The organism is Ruminococcus sp. SR1/5 (genome assembly GCF_000209835.1).
Lineage (GTDB): Bacteria > Bacillota > Clostridia > Lachnospirales > Lachnospiraceae > Blautia_A > Blautia_A fusiformis.
In genome coordinates this window covers 1,653,042-1,665,961 of record NC_021014.1, presented here as the reverse complement: position 1 = coordinate 1,665,961, position 12,920 = coordinate 1,653,042, and the positions used below count along the sequence as shown (strand labels likewise).

The following is a 12,920-nucleotide window of genomic DNA, read 5'->3' as shown; positions in this document are numbered from 1 at the left end:
TGAAATATGCCATTACTCAAAGAAAATACTTATACTATAGAAGATATATATGCACTTCCAGAGGGAGAACGTGCCGAACTGATTGACGGACAGATTTATTACATGGCTCCGCCTAGTCGCAAGCATCAACGGATTTCAACAAGGCTCACCAGTATTATTGATCGTTACATTGAAGATCATCAGGGACAGTGCCAAGTTTATGCTGCCCCGTTTGCAGTTTATCTGGATGAATCCACGAACACATATGTTGAACCGGATATCTCTGTTATCTGTGATCCAAACAAGCTGAATGATAAGGGCTGCAATGGTGCTCCTGACTGGATTATAGAGATCGTTTCTCCTGCAAGTAAACGGATGGATTATTATACCAAGCTCTTTAAGTACAGAACGGCAGGTGTAAAAGAATATTGGATTGTTGATCCTGACAAGAGCAGAATTATTGTATACAATTTTGAACAATCAACAATGGACGAGTATTCCTTTACGGATTCTGTTAAGGCTGGAATCTATAATGATCTGCTGATTGATTTTAATGTGTTAAGTTTTTAACATAGTCATGCGCTGACCATGCTCAAAAATTGAAGCTTTTCTGAAAAATAAAAGTTGGCGTAAACCCTTGCTCTAAATAGGGAATCGCCAACTTTTTTATTGTGTCTCTGTTGAAATTCTAAATTGCTACAGACTGCATATGGAATAACGCTGGATCATTCTGATCCGTCCTGATCGTAGAAGGATAATGTGATCCAGTCTGAAAAAGCTTGTATCTGGCAGCAGGAATTACTTACAGTGAGGAATAATACTGTAATCTTCTGCTCAAATGGTAACTCAAAATATTGGTTATCGTACTCATATTCTGTGGATGCATACATATGACCACTCGCTCACATGTTAAGATTTTATCAATCTTGTCAATCTCACTAATCCGCCACCAAACAAGCACATCTCATTCCGCTCCCCCGTCACATCCACCACAGCCTCGATTTAACAATATTCATCTCGGATTCTTCTATCTTCCAATCCTCAGATTTTGCTCCTACCGTCCTACCCAATCCGTCCTCTCACCACCACAACTCCGTCCCGGCTCCACCGCAGCTCCATCTCACACTCAACATAACCATTTCTCCTAGATCTTATCTGCGCTTTCTACAGATCTAACTTTCTTTTCATCCTCTCTGAATCGACCTTACCGGAGTAACAACGGCTGCACGATAACTTAAGCTTAATACAACCTGCTGCCATTTGCTTTTTCCGGTGATTTTCGGGTCGATTCTGTTCAATTCCTGTGACAGAATTTTGCATCACTCAGGGAGAATAAACTGAGTGTTTCAATGGATCTTCCGATAGGTTACATGATAGGGATTTTGAAGGTGATAATCGGAATTAGTGGTGTGAGTACTGGGAGAATTGGGGAATATTCACTACTTTCATCTGATATTGGCTTCTATTTTTAACGGATGTTCTTCCCACCATTTTTCTTCATCAAAAGAATTATGAATAAACATAATATCTTCCTCGTATCTCTTAATTACATCTTGTTTTCGCTCATTATATTCAGCAAGACTTATTAATCCTTCCAAATGAGAGATTACTGAGGATGGATTCATTAATTTATTTTCAATAACTTCATATAAAATTCGCTGTCTAGTGCTTTTAGATGTATCTCTTCTAGCATTATATCCGTATAATGCTAATTCAGATTCCTGTTTAAAGCTACCATAACCTATATCTTCAGAATGAATCCGCATATTCGGCAAAATATTATTTTTTCTTATTTTTTTATATTGTGTACTATCAATAAAAAATTTATTACAAACATTACAATAAATAACATTTGCTGTACATGTACGGTACTCATTTCTTATATCATATATTTTTACATTATAAAAAGATAAATCATGCTTTTGATTTGAACAATACAAAAATCCATGAAAAACCCAAACATCCCTTACTATTACATCTGATTTTTGCCACGTCACATTTTGCAAAAAATCAGGTACTTCATCATATTCAAGTTTTGGCATTCTTGGCATTGGTACTTTTGAAGATGGTGGCTCTGTTGTGCTTACTGAATACTGCGCTGGTTTGGTTTTATATAGTTTCATCTTACGTTCAATTTCTTCTTTGTCAGGATCTCGCATTTGTTTTCCAGAAGAATTTTTTTATTTTTTATAATTTGATTTGAATTATTGTTTTTTTGTGGCTCATTTTTTTTGAAATTATTAGTATAAAACGGATATGGATAAAAGCTATACTGTATACATAAATTCAAGAATTGAGCCGTTTCAGTATATGTCAATGAATATTTTTTTGTATTTCTTCAAATAACGGCGAAAAATATTTTTTGTTTTTTCTTCCATTTTTTATTAACAACTCTATTACAATACATCAACAATAATTGCTTATCATAATCTGATAATTTTTTATAATATTTTCTAATAAACTCAATATCAACAACTTCTCCATTAATTATAGTTTGTTTTCTCGATTTATACTGCTTCACATAACTATCCATTTTTTCTTACTCCCATGCAAACTGTTTATTCTCTTTATAAAGCGATTGCTCTATTCTCCTTTCACTTCTTAATATACTTATTAATGATCCTCTTCTCCAATGTTTTTCCAGAGTCCCGGTACCATGGCAAGATCACGCCACAGTATTCCTGTACTCTCATGGAGTATATCTCGCCACATATCATAAATACAATCAATCCGATTGCAGCAATCAGTCCTCCGTTGGCCACAATGCATAATAGCAGACATGGTACAACCCAATACCAGTTATATGAGAAATGACACCATTTCACCAGCCATTCTTCACTCATCATATCAAAACGTCTAATCTCATCCTGAGATAAAGAAGTCTTTGGAGGATTTGCAGCTGCCTTGCGTCTCATTAATTCAGCATAACCAACCGTTGGTTCGTCCGGGCTGGTATATTTCTTAACATCCTCCTGCATCTGCTTTATTCTGCGTTCTTCCTCTTCTTTCTTCCTTCGCAAACTAGGACTGTTCCTATATTTAAACTCCTCATACGTGTTTCTTATTAACTGTTCCATCTGTGGAGGAGTTCCTGATTTAGTACAAATTTGATTATAAATATACTTCATCTCTTCAAGCTCTATATATGCTTTAGGGACGCTGTAACGTTCATAATAATTTTTCATACTTTCCGTTTGGCGTTTTGCTCCTTTTACAGCATCTTTTACATATCGCACATAGTTTTCATAATGTTCTTTATTTGTTATTATACGATCGCCGAACTGAATAATACAGTTACATTTTGCATTCGCCTCTTCCGGAGTAAGATTGTTAACAATATCCTCACATTTTTTAATCAGGTCGTCCGTAGAATCTGCATACTCCTTATAATTCTGTGCATCTTTAAAACTCATAATCATAAGTGTTTACCTCCTTTTTTTACAACCATCAATAAACTAAGCCCCAATTATATCTCCATCTAAGTTTCGGTAACTTTCTTTGTATTTATATTCTTTAAACTTTTTAACATCTTTGCATTTAAAACAATATATATCCTTAATGTGCCCTTTTTCTCTTTGAGATCCATGTATTCTGGGAAGAAACATCTCTTGGCCACATTCCGAACAAACAAATAACGATGTTGTCATTGGTTTTCTTTTATTACATGCCATAATTTCCGCCTCCATGATTACATTCTAACATTATTTTCAGTTTTATTTTATTATTTCAAGAATATTCTGAATTTATTTTTGTGTAAAAAAAGATGATACACTACTTTGTGTACCATATCTTCTATTTAGAAATATAAAATTACATACTATCCCTAATCAGCGGTATAAAACTATTGACAGGTTGTCATACTGCAAAACTACTTTTCACTATTACTTAGCCTAACAATCCTCAACGTGGCATATCCCACATAGCATATACACTACCTTCTCAACGAGCGCAAAGAAGGAATATACATTTACTAATTATTTTCTAAGACATTAAAAGTGCTTAAAAATAAACACGAATGTTCACCACCCTTACCATTTTGGCATGGCTACTATGTTCGCTATTCAGTTGTAGTGTATCATTATTTATGATATCACCTAAAGTACAGGCCGTCTATTTAGAAAAATATAAATCCCCTCTCACATCAAATTTCGGCTAAATATGCAATCAGTTTGATATATCATTCATAGCGTTGTCACATCGGTTAAAAAACCTTTGTACACTGGTAAAGACCATTACCCCGTATAACATTATCATTATACAAGAACAACACAGGAATATCAGCCCCTGTAACGAATATATTAACAAGTTTCGTCAGTCCTTGTTTGCAAATACTTTCATCTTTGCCTTCCTACTGTCGGAATTGACTTTTAATTCTTCTGTATAATATCACAATTTTTATATTATTTCAATATATATTTTTTAATCTTCAAAAAATTCCTCATAGTCTACAGCAAATAATTTCTGCAATGCTTTAAGATCACTGGCTTTTATGTTTCTTCTGCCCGATTCAATATTAGCAAGTGTACTTCTGGACATATTGCTTCCCATCAACTGTAACTGACCTACGACTTCCGCCTGTGTCATGTTCTTTTTCATCCGTATGTTCTGGATATTTCTACCTATTGGAACGTCCTGTAAAATCCACTGCATAAGATATACTCCTGTGACTAATTAGTAACTTTTGTATTGAGTATATCTGGAAAACATGGTATTATTGTCACTAGATAGAAACAATCGTATTAGAGAGGAATATAGCATTATGGATATCATAGATCAGCTTTACAGCTCACATGTAAGTGCAGCCGTACTGGACGCCCTAGATCAGTACCGGGTACACAAGGATCAGGCCTTACATGGTTATCATGCTCTTAAAGAACAGCTCACAGACGATCAGGTGGCCGCTCTGGATCAGGTTATGGATGAAAACCTTAATCTTCTAGCAGACGAGTTGGAGCAGAATTTCAGAAACGGCTTCTGTCTTGGAGTGAAGATGATGTGTGAAGTGTTCGGAAAAGATATGTAAGTATGCTATAATTATAAAAAGCTGAGCTGTCAAATCGACGGTGCAGGTCAATAAGTAAATTTGGTGGCAGGGTACGCAAATTATATAAAACCTTATACCTAATTCAGGTATCTGGTTTTTGTACCTCTTCTTCCACTTCCCAGTGCGAAATCTTTAATCATCCAGAATTCGGAAATCTGCGCTGCATTGAGAAAGATGGAGAACCTTGGTTCGTGGGAAAAGATGTGGCAATGGCGTTGGGATATAGTAATACAAGAGATGCATTAAGTCGTCATGTGGATGTCGAAGATAAGGGCGTCGTGAATCACGACACCCCTTCTGGAATCCAGAAAATGACCATTATCAATGAATCCGGCCTCTATTCTCTCATCCTCAGCAGCAAACTTGAATCTGCAAAACGTTTCAAACACTGGGTAACATCTGAAGTATTGCCATGTATTAGAAAAACTGGGGGATCACAGAGAATTATCTTTACCTTGTACTTCTTATTATCTGCAGTATTCTTATGATATCAAGCATTGAAGGAGGAAACACCAATGAAAAAGAAGTTCAAAAGTTCTCTTATCATTTTTCTGGCTGCTATTATGATCTTTTCTCTTCCGCTCTCAGCATCGGCAGCCACCAAGAGGGACGTAACAAAAACATACAGTAAATCTGTCACTAAACTGTTAAGAGGTTTTGATAGCTATTTCGGTTACTGCTGCGGTAAGAATCAATGTTTCAAGTTTGACGATTATGCCCGGACAACCATGGTTACTATGAGAACACGCGGATTATGCAATCGTACAATATCTACTGCTAAGAAGAAACTTAAACCACAGTTAAAGCTCTACTTCAACACTTCAACTGTAAAGTTTAAGAAATTTACTAAATATGGTATTCCAAAAAATCCTTCTTACTTATTCTGCAATAAGAACGGTAAGATTGTTTATACTGGCGGTGACTGGGGAGAGGTATATCCTAAAGGCTCCGTTAAAAAGATTATAAAAACAGGTTCCAAAACCTATGAAGTTACCTACAGTCTTTATTTCTATGATGATTGTACTAAAAAACTTGCATTAAACAGACTACAAGCAAAAAGTAAGATTCTAGTTTTTTGCAGAAGGGCAGATTCCTAAATCGGGAATCTGCTCTTTTTTTCGACCTTCTAATTCGTCCTGTAAGACGTTTTTATTTTTCAAGCGAACAAATCCTCATCTTAACGCTTTCAATCCCTTTACAGATCAAATACGTGCCCACAGGGCAGCTATATATGCAAGTCCCGGGGAAGATATGAATAATAGCTGCTTTCAAAATAAAAAGTAAAAAAAGGCTCATGACTTGTCCGCAAACTGTACCTCTACAGTCTCGACTTATCATGAGCCTTGAAATTCGTCTCTTTCATCTCTTTTTACTATTCTATTATTTGTCATATGTGCAAGATTTCCTCCTGTTTTTATTTTGGTTTCAATCTCGTTTTAATTTTGTTTTTCACGAACTTTTGTTCTGATTACCTTTTTGATTACCTTTCGTCTTACCAAACTTCAAAAACCCTTTAGTTTTTAGACACAAAAAAAGCTGCTGACGGGAATCGAACCCGTGACCTCCGCCTTACCAAGGCGACGCTCTACCGACTGAGCCACAGCAGCTTGTTTCGCGACGTTTGTGCCGCTCACAGTTGTTTATATTATCAGATGATTGTCATATTGTCAATACATTATTTTTATTTTTTTAAAAATTCATATTTTCATGATTATAGCACAAAAAATCCTGTGTGCTGTCGCTCACAGACACAGCACGCAGGATTCTCTTTTTACTCTTCTGTCTTTGTCTCTTCTGCTTCTGTCTCTTCTTCCGCTTCGGCCTCCGATTCATCATCTGCAGGTGTTTCCTCTTCTGCTTCTGTTGGTGCCTCTTTAGCATCCTCTGCCTCTTTGGAAACTTCTACAGTCTCAGATGCAGTCTTGTCCCAGTCCTGGAAGACTTCTTTCTCTTCTTTTTCTTCCTTCTTCTCGTCATCTTTGAAATCATCAAGATCTTCGAAATCATCCTCAAAGTCTTCTTCGCATACGGATCGTCTGGATACAAGTGCTGCGATAGCTCCTGCTGCGGCAGCGGTAAGCGCTCCTACTGCAACAAGTCCCCAATATTTATTGATCTTTGCCATAATTTGGTCTCCTTTCTTATTCTGCTCCTTATGAATATTATTTTAATACTTTTATATTCAAAAGGAAAGAGGTATTTACTCTTCTCAAAAATAGCTTTTAATTTTCCCACGGATCCTCTGCAGTGCATTATCAATGGATTTCGGTGTTTTTCCAAGGATCCGGGCAATATCCATATATCCATTTCCATCCAGATACAACTGCAGTACCCTGTTTTCCAGAGGGCTCAGGCTCTTTTTCATTTCATTTTCGAGAGCCGCCACATTTTCCCGGTCGATCAGGATCGATTCCGGATTATCATGCTCCACACAGGAATCTCTGAAGTTTTCCTCCGCCTCTCCGTCGCTTAAAGACACATAAGTATTCAGTGGCTGATGTTTCTGGCGGTTTGAACTTTTAATTGCAGTATATATCTGTCTGTCAATACATATATTTGCAAAAAACTGAAAAGACGACTCCCTGTCTGGCTGGTAATCACGGACTGCCTTAAACAGTCCGATCATCCCCTCCTGTATCAGATCATCTGTGTCCCCACCTATCAGAAACATGGCACGGGCCTTTTTTCTGACCAGACCTTTATACTTTTCCATCAGATAATCTGCAATTGCAGATTCCCCTGCACGAAGTCTTTCGATAAGAGCTTCATCCGTCATCTCATTATATCGGCACATTTTTTCTCCGAACAGCTATGGCTGTATTTGATGTATTTATTTTGACAGTCTCTGTCTCACGATCTCAAAAGCAAGCACCCCTGCTGCTACAGAAGCGTTAAGGGAATCGATATCCCCTTTCATCGGGATCGCGGTAGTAAAATCACATTTCTCTTTTACAAGGCGGCTTACACCATTTCCCTCATTTCCGATCACAAGGCCAATAGGTCCTGTCAGATTCTGACGGTACATCACCTCTCCGTCCATATCTGCACATACGAACCAGATGCCTTTTTCTTTCAGTTCATCAATAGTCTGTCCCAGATTAGCAACCTTGGCAACCGGTGTATAATTCAGTGCGCCTGCCGAGGTCTTGGCAACCGTAGCAGTCAGTCCTACTGCTCTGTGTTTGGGAATGATCACACCATGAGCACCTGCGAGATTTGCGGTACGGATGATAGCTCCCAGATTATGAGGATCCTCAATATTATCAAGAAGAATGATAAACGGAGGCTCTCCTTTATCTTCTGCTTTTTTCAGGATATCTTCCACTGTAGAATAATCATAAGCCGCAACCTGTGCGATCACACCCTGATGTGCACCTGTCTCGCTCATGGAATCCAATCGTTCCTTTGGAACAAATTTTACAATGGTATCATGTTTTCTGGCTTCTCTTGCGATGGTGCGGACCGGTCCGTCCTGACAGCCATCCAGAATAAACAGTTTATCAACACATTTACCGGAACGAAATGCCTCAAGGACCGCATTTCTTCCTTCTATCATTTCAGTCAATTTAAATTTCCTCCTTCTCAAGTCCTGCATGGACCAGCTCCAGTATCCTTGAAAAATCCTCTTTCAGGTAAAGATATCCCATCAGCGCCTCAAACCCTGTGGCACGCCGGTAATCCGCCATGGTGGCATGTTTGGCCATAGTAGCGGAATGCGCATTCCTTCCTCTTCGATATACACTTTTTTCTTCTTCTGTCAAAAGTGGTTCGAGGATCTCCATCATACCCGACTGTGCAGATGCTTTTACAAGGCTGCTGGCTTTTTTGTGGAGACGATTTACCGGACAATTCGCTTTTTTCACAAGAATAGTACGGATCACCAGCTCATAAACGCCATCCCCGATATAGGCCAGCGTCAGCGGCGAATAGGTCCGAAGGTCTGCGTCTTTCAGATCAAACAGATCTTTAAGTTTCTTTAAGCTCTCTGCCATTTCACACCTTCTCTTGTATCTTTAAGGATGATACCTTTTTTCAGGAGCTCATCTCGGATCTCATCTGCTCTCTGGAAATCCTTTGCCTTTCTTGCAGCCTGGCGCTCCTGGATCAGATCCTCGATTTCTTTGTCAAGAATCTCTTCTTTTTTCTCGATTTTCAGTCCCAGCACATCACTGAGCTTAAAAAGTTCCTCATAAAGACCACCGGCAAACTCCCTTGAGCTGTTCTCGTCTACGTTTGTGTTGGCAAATTTTACAAGCTCAAAAATTGCCGCAAGTGCATCTGCAGTATTAAAATCATCATCCATGGCAGCTTCAAATTTAGCAACAAAACCTTCTGCTTCTTTGAGAAGCGCAAGCTCTTCCTCTGTAATATTCTCTGCCGCCCCATTGTCTTTACGGTCGCTGAGCTTGCCTGCCGCCTCAAGGATACGCTCCAGAGAGTTCTTTGCTGCCTCCATCAGATCTGCGCTGAAGTTCAGCGGACTTCTGTAATGTGCGTTCAGCATAAAGAAACGGAGAACCTGAAGATCATACTGTTCACCGATCTGACGAACGGTACGGAAATTTCCGAGAGATTTGGACATCTTGCGGTTGTCGATGTTCAGGAAACCATTATGCATCCAGTATCTTGCAAAAATCTTACCATTGCAGCACTCACTCTGTGCGATCTCATTCTCATGATGCGGGAAGATCAGATCCTCACCGCCTGCATGGATATCAATCTCTTCTCCGAGATATTTCTTGGACATAACAGAACACTCAATATGCCAGCCAGGACGTCCGTCGCACCACGGTGACGGCCAGGACGGCTCGCCCTCTTTCTTTGGTTTCCAAAGCACGAAGTCTAACGGATCTTCCTTCTGATCCTCACCGGATACCTTAAGAGAACGGAATCCTGACTGGAGATCATCCAGATTCTTATGAGAAAGCTTGCCATACTCTTTGAATTTCTTTACACGGAAATAAACGGTCCCGTCAGCTGCCGGATATGCATATCCTTTATCAATAAGAGTCTGGATCATGTCGATCATGCCCTGGATCTCCTGTGTAGCCTGGGGTGCAGTTGTAGCAGGTTTTACATTCATATCTGCCATATCCTTCTTGCACTCTTTGATATAACGGGTAGAGATTTCCTCTGCGGAAACGCCCTCTTCAATTGCCTTCTTGATGATCTTGTCATCTACATCGGTAAAGTTGGATACATAATTTACTTCATATCCTTTATATTCCATATACCTGCGCACTGTATCAAAAATGATCATAGGGCGGGCATTTCCGATATGGATCAGATTGTATACCGTAGGTCCGCAGACATACATTTTTACTTTTCCTTCTTCCAGAGGTACAAATTCCTCTTTTCTGCGTGTCAGTGTGTTAAAAATCTTCATGTTACTCTTCCTCCAATTTCCCGATTCTGTACAGGGAGCAGATCGCCTGTGAGGAGATTCCCTCTCCCTGTCCTGTAAATCCAAGGCCTTCCTCTGTGGTCGCCTTGATATTCAGCTGTGATATTTTAATCCCAAGTGCTTCTGCGATATTTTCTCTCATCGTCGGAATATGTGGTGCCATCTTCGGTTTCTGAGCGATGATGGTGGCATCGATATTTCCGATCGCATAGTCATTCTCCTTCAGTAATCCGGCAACATGCACCAGAAGTTTCACACTGGAGATTCCCTTATATGCAGGGTCTGTATCCGGAAAATGCTTTCCGATATCTCCAAGAGCCGCAGCTCCCAGAAGTGCATCCATGATCGCATGGATCAGAACATCTGCATCCGAATGGCCCAAAAGACCTTTTTCCCAAGGAATATCAACACCACCAAGGATCAGTTTCCTGCCCTCTGTCAGTTTATGTACATCATATCCCATTCCTACTCTCATCAAACCGTTCATCACTGCCTTTCCTAAAATTTATGTCAAGTCAAAAGAACCTTTTATGAGCTGTTCCTGCTCAGTATGTGAGCATCTTCCGAAGTCTCAGAAGGCTCAACCTTCTTCTTGTATACGGTGCAAGTCTGAGACTCTCCTCGATCGCTTTTCCCGGCAGTCCGATATCCCGGACTCTGCTCACGCAGCCGACGATACTCATCATCTCCTGCATATCTGTAACTGCAGGAAGAAGATCTATGATCTTAAGGATTTCCGGAAGTGCACCGGAAAGTGTTTCTGTGCTTACATCGTCCAGAAGTTCCGGAGTGTTTTCTTTTTCAAGTGCTCCAAGAATCCCTTTTCTGCCGAAGGTCTCCTGCAGGAGTTCTCTGTCTCCGTCTGTAAAGGCATGCACTCTGCAGGCTCCTCTTCGGATAGCATCTGCAAGCTTTTTATATTCCAGAAGGACCAACATGGTTGCTGCAGAAACCTTCTCCCCGTGAAGAGCATCCAGGTGGCCATTGACCACTTCCATATCCCAGAGGTGGACCATATGGTGCTCCGCCCCGGATGCCGGTCTGGAGTTTCCTGTCATCTGCATGGCCAGTCCGGAAAGGATCAGCGCATACATCAGCTTCTCACATGCATCTTTCTCTCCTGCTGCAATTTCTTTCAGATTATCCTTAACAGTCCGGATCGCTTTTGTTTCCAGGTCTGCCACCGCTGTACAATAGTATTCATCCATAAGAATACTTGCTATCTTCCAGTCTGCCAGCGCAATGTATTTTCCCAGAATATCTGACACCCCGGCTGCTGTAAGCCTTGCAGGCGCCTTAGCAAAAATATCCGTATCCGCAAAAACAAAAAGTGGCGCAGATGCCTGAAATACTTTTTTTACACCATTCCAGGTCATGTCTGCTACTGTGGAAGTAAATCCGTCTGAACTGGCTGCGGTGGGCACAGAGACAAAAGGGATCCGGTACTGATGGGCAACAAAACGGCTGAGATCATGGATCGTCCCCGCTCCAACTGCAAGAACAAGATCGATGTCCTCTTCCATATAATTCTCCACGATCTCCACGGCACGCTCATCTGCCTCAAGACCTTCAGCATCCAGGATCAGTACCTGACACCGGTCATAGATATCCTCCATCAGTTCCTCTGTAGCTTTGTAACTGTTCGTGTCACAGATCAGAAGCGGGGAAATACATTCTTTCAGATCACCGTCTGACATTTCCTTTTCCAATTTCCCGATAGCTCCTGATTCAATTACAATTTCTCTAACGTCTATGTGGTGCTCCCTCCCGCAGCTGCAAGGTCGGGCAAAATCGTCCGCATCGACTCGCATGTACTTATGTCCTCCTGACTTCTTTTAATGATTCACAGCGTATTTCTCTGTCCGCTGAATGATACAATATTACAGTTTGGTATTATACAGGATTTTTTTTTATTACGCAATGATAGAGTTCAACTTGTTTCATCATATAGCAAAAATCCTTTATTTTCAAGGATTTCCGGTGTTTCTACGCCAAACAATGTTTCGCCTGGTTGCGTCTATTTTCTTTTGTTTGTCACAAAAATTGTCATAATAAAAAGCCACTCACAATAAAGGGAAGTGGCTCTGATTATTACATTACATTTTCAAGCTTTTTCAATTCATTCTGTACTCTTGCTCTTCTGCATCCTTCCCCTCCGCTTATTTCCATTCAGCGTCTGCTTCACTTAAAGTCTTTAATTGCCCAAAAAACTCTTTTGCAGCATCCAGACCTACAACCCCACTGTCTGTCAAACAGATATTCGCAATCCGCTTCGCTACTTGCTCATAACCGAATAACATCATAAAAAAAACACCGTCTCACAGACAGTGCACCTCATTTCATGCAACTGGCTGCCATTTTACAGGCCCTGTAGCTTTGCGTCCCAGACTTTCATCTGGTTTGCCGATCATCCTTATTAAGCTTTTATACGTATCCTAAAAAACTGGTTTTATTATACTACAGCGTTCTACTTTACACAAGAAAAACATTACC

At 40.0% G+C, this 12,920-nt stretch carries 17 protein-coding genes, 1 tRNA gene and 1 riboswitch; of the genes, 4 read left to right on the top strand and 14 right to left on the bottom strand.

From position 1 onward, the window contains the following. The first annotated feature begins 6 nt into the window (after positions 1 to 6). A complete protein-coding gene (locus CK1_RS08510) occupies positions 7 to 549 on the top strand; it encodes a Uma2 family endonuclease (protein WP_015525854.1) in 543 nt (180 codons plus the stop codon). Positions 550 to 1,424: 875 nt separating this feature from the next. On the opposite strand, the gene CK1_RS08505 is transcribed toward CK1_RS08510, so the two are convergent. The 5 genes from CK1_RS08505 to CK1_RS08485 form a co-directional block, all read right to left on the bottom strand. After that, a complete protein-coding gene (locus tag CK1_RS08505) occupies positions 1,425 to 2,138 on the bottom strand; it encodes a hypothetical protein (RefSeq protein WP_015525853.1) in 714 nt (237 codons plus the stop codon). Positions 2,139 to 2,317: 179 nt separating this feature from the next. After that, positions 2,318 to 2,512, bottom strand: a complete 195-nt coding sequence (locus CK1_RS08500; protein ID WP_015525852.1) for a hypothetical protein — start codon at positions 2,510 to 2,512, stop codon at positions 2,318 to 2,320. Between the two features lie 61 nt (positions 2,513 to 2,573). Next, a complete protein-coding gene (locus CK1_RS08495; RefSeq protein ID WP_015525851.1) occupies positions 2,574 to 3,398 on the bottom strand; it encodes a hypothetical protein in 825 nt (274 codons plus the stop codon). A 36-nt stretch (positions 3,399 to 3,434) separates the two neighbouring features. Continuing rightward, on the bottom strand, positions 3,435 to 3,650 hold the full coding sequence (locus CK1_RS08490; protein WP_015525850.1) for a hypothetical protein: 216 nt from the start codon (positions 3,648 to 3,650) through the stop codon (positions 3,435 to 3,437). 748 nt (positions 3,651 to 4,398) lie between these two features. Next, positions 4,399 to 4,629 (bottom strand): helix-turn-helix domain-containing protein, encoded by a 231-nt coding sequence (locus CK1_RS08485; protein ID WP_015525849.1) that lies wholly within the window; start codon positions 4,627 to 4,629, stop codon positions 4,399 to 4,401. A gap of 109 nt (positions 4,630 to 4,738) precedes the next feature. On the opposite strand from CK1_RS08485, the gene CK1_RS08480 reads away from it, so the two are divergent. The 3 genes from CK1_RS08480 to CK1_RS08470 are packed head-to-tail and all read left to right on the top strand — an operon-like array spanning position 4,739 to position 6,120. Then, on the top strand, positions 4,739 to 5,002 hold the full coding sequence (locus CK1_RS08480; RefSeq protein WP_015525848.1) for a DUF6809 family protein: 264 nt from the start codon (positions 4,739 to 4,741) through the stop codon (positions 5,000 to 5,002). A gap of 26 nt (positions 5,003 to 5,028) precedes the next feature. Continuing rightward, positions 5,029 to 5,511 carry a BRO-N domain-containing protein gene (locus tag CK1_RS18840; protein WP_502685128.1) on the top strand — a complete coding sequence of 161 codons (483 nt, stop codon included), beginning with the start codon at positions 5,029 to 5,031 and terminating at the stop codon, positions 5,509 to 5,511. 27 nt (positions 5,512 to 5,538) lie between these two features. Continuing rightward, on the top strand, positions 5,539 to 6,120 hold the full coding sequence (locus CK1_RS08470; RefSeq protein WP_015525847.1) for a hypothetical protein: 582 nt from the start codon (positions 5,539 to 5,541) through the stop codon (positions 6,118 to 6,120). A 437-nt stretch (positions 6,121 to 6,557) separates the two neighbouring features. On the opposite strand, the gene CK1_RS08465 is transcribed toward CK1_RS08470, so the two are convergent. The 9 genes from CK1_RS08465 to CK1_RS08425 form a co-directional block, all read right to left on the bottom strand. After that, a tRNA-Thr gene (locus CK1_RS08465) sits at positions 6,558 to 6,630 on the bottom strand. Between the two features lie 164 nt (positions 6,631 to 6,794). Then, the gene (locus tag CK1_RS08460; RefSeq protein WP_015525846.1) at positions 6,795 to 7,148 is read right to left on the bottom strand and encodes a hypothetical protein; all 354 of its coding nucleotides are present in this window, start codon (positions 7,146 to 7,148) and stop codon (positions 6,795 to 6,797) included. A gap of 84 nt (positions 7,149 to 7,232) precedes the next feature. Continuing rightward, positions 7,233 to 7,817, bottom strand: coding sequence for an RNA polymerase sporulation sigma factor SigH (gene sigH / locus CK1_RS08455; protein WP_015525845.1), 585 nt, complete (start codon positions 7,815 to 7,817; stop codon positions 7,233 to 7,235). A gap of 36 nt (positions 7,818 to 7,853) precedes the next feature. Continuing rightward, positions 7,854 to 8,579: a 23S rRNA (guanosine(2251)-2'-O)-methyltransferase RlmB gene (rlmB, locus tag CK1_RS08450; protein ID WP_227573913.1), complete on the bottom strand. Its 726-nt coding sequence runs from the start codon at positions 8,577 to 8,579 to the stop codon at positions 7,854 to 7,856. A 10-nt stretch (positions 8,580 to 8,589) separates the two neighbouring features. Then, complete coding sequence (locus CK1_RS08445) at positions 8,590 to 9,015, bottom strand: Mini-ribonuclease 3 (RefSeq protein ID WP_015525844.1); 426 nt, start codon at positions 9,013 to 9,015, stop codon at positions 8,590 to 8,592. Next, on the bottom strand, positions 9,000 to 10,409 hold the full coding sequence (gene cysS / locus CK1_RS08440; RefSeq protein WP_015525843.1) for a cysteine--tRNA ligase: 1,410 nt from the start codon (positions 10,407 to 10,409) through the stop codon (positions 9,000 to 9,002). The genes CK1_RS08445 and cysS overlap by 16 nt, the downstream gene beginning before the upstream one ends. Position 10,410: 1 nt before the next feature. Next, positions 10,411 to 10,902, bottom strand: coding sequence for a 2-C-methyl-D-erythritol 2,4-cyclodiphosphate synthase (ispF, locus tag CK1_RS08435; protein WP_044961210.1), 492 nt, complete (start codon positions 10,900 to 10,902; stop codon positions 10,411 to 10,413). A 70-nt stretch (positions 10,903 to 10,972) separates the two neighbouring features. Continuing rightward, a complete protein-coding gene (locus tag CK1_RS08430; RefSeq protein WP_021650982.1) occupies positions 10,973 to 12,238 on the bottom strand; it encodes a sn-glycerol-1-phosphate dehydrogenase in 1,266 nt (421 codons plus the stop codon). A 348-nt stretch (positions 12,239 to 12,586) separates the two neighbouring features. Beyond that, positions 12,587 to 12,730, bottom strand: coding sequence for a hypothetical protein (locus CK1_RS08425; RefSeq protein WP_015525840.1), 144 nt, complete (start codon positions 12,728 to 12,730; stop codon positions 12,587 to 12,589). 36 nt (positions 12,731 to 12,766) lie between these two features. Next, positions 12,767 to 12,842, bottom strand: a riboswitch (cyclic di-GMP riboswitch). Positions 12,843 to 12,920 lie beyond the last annotated feature (78 nt).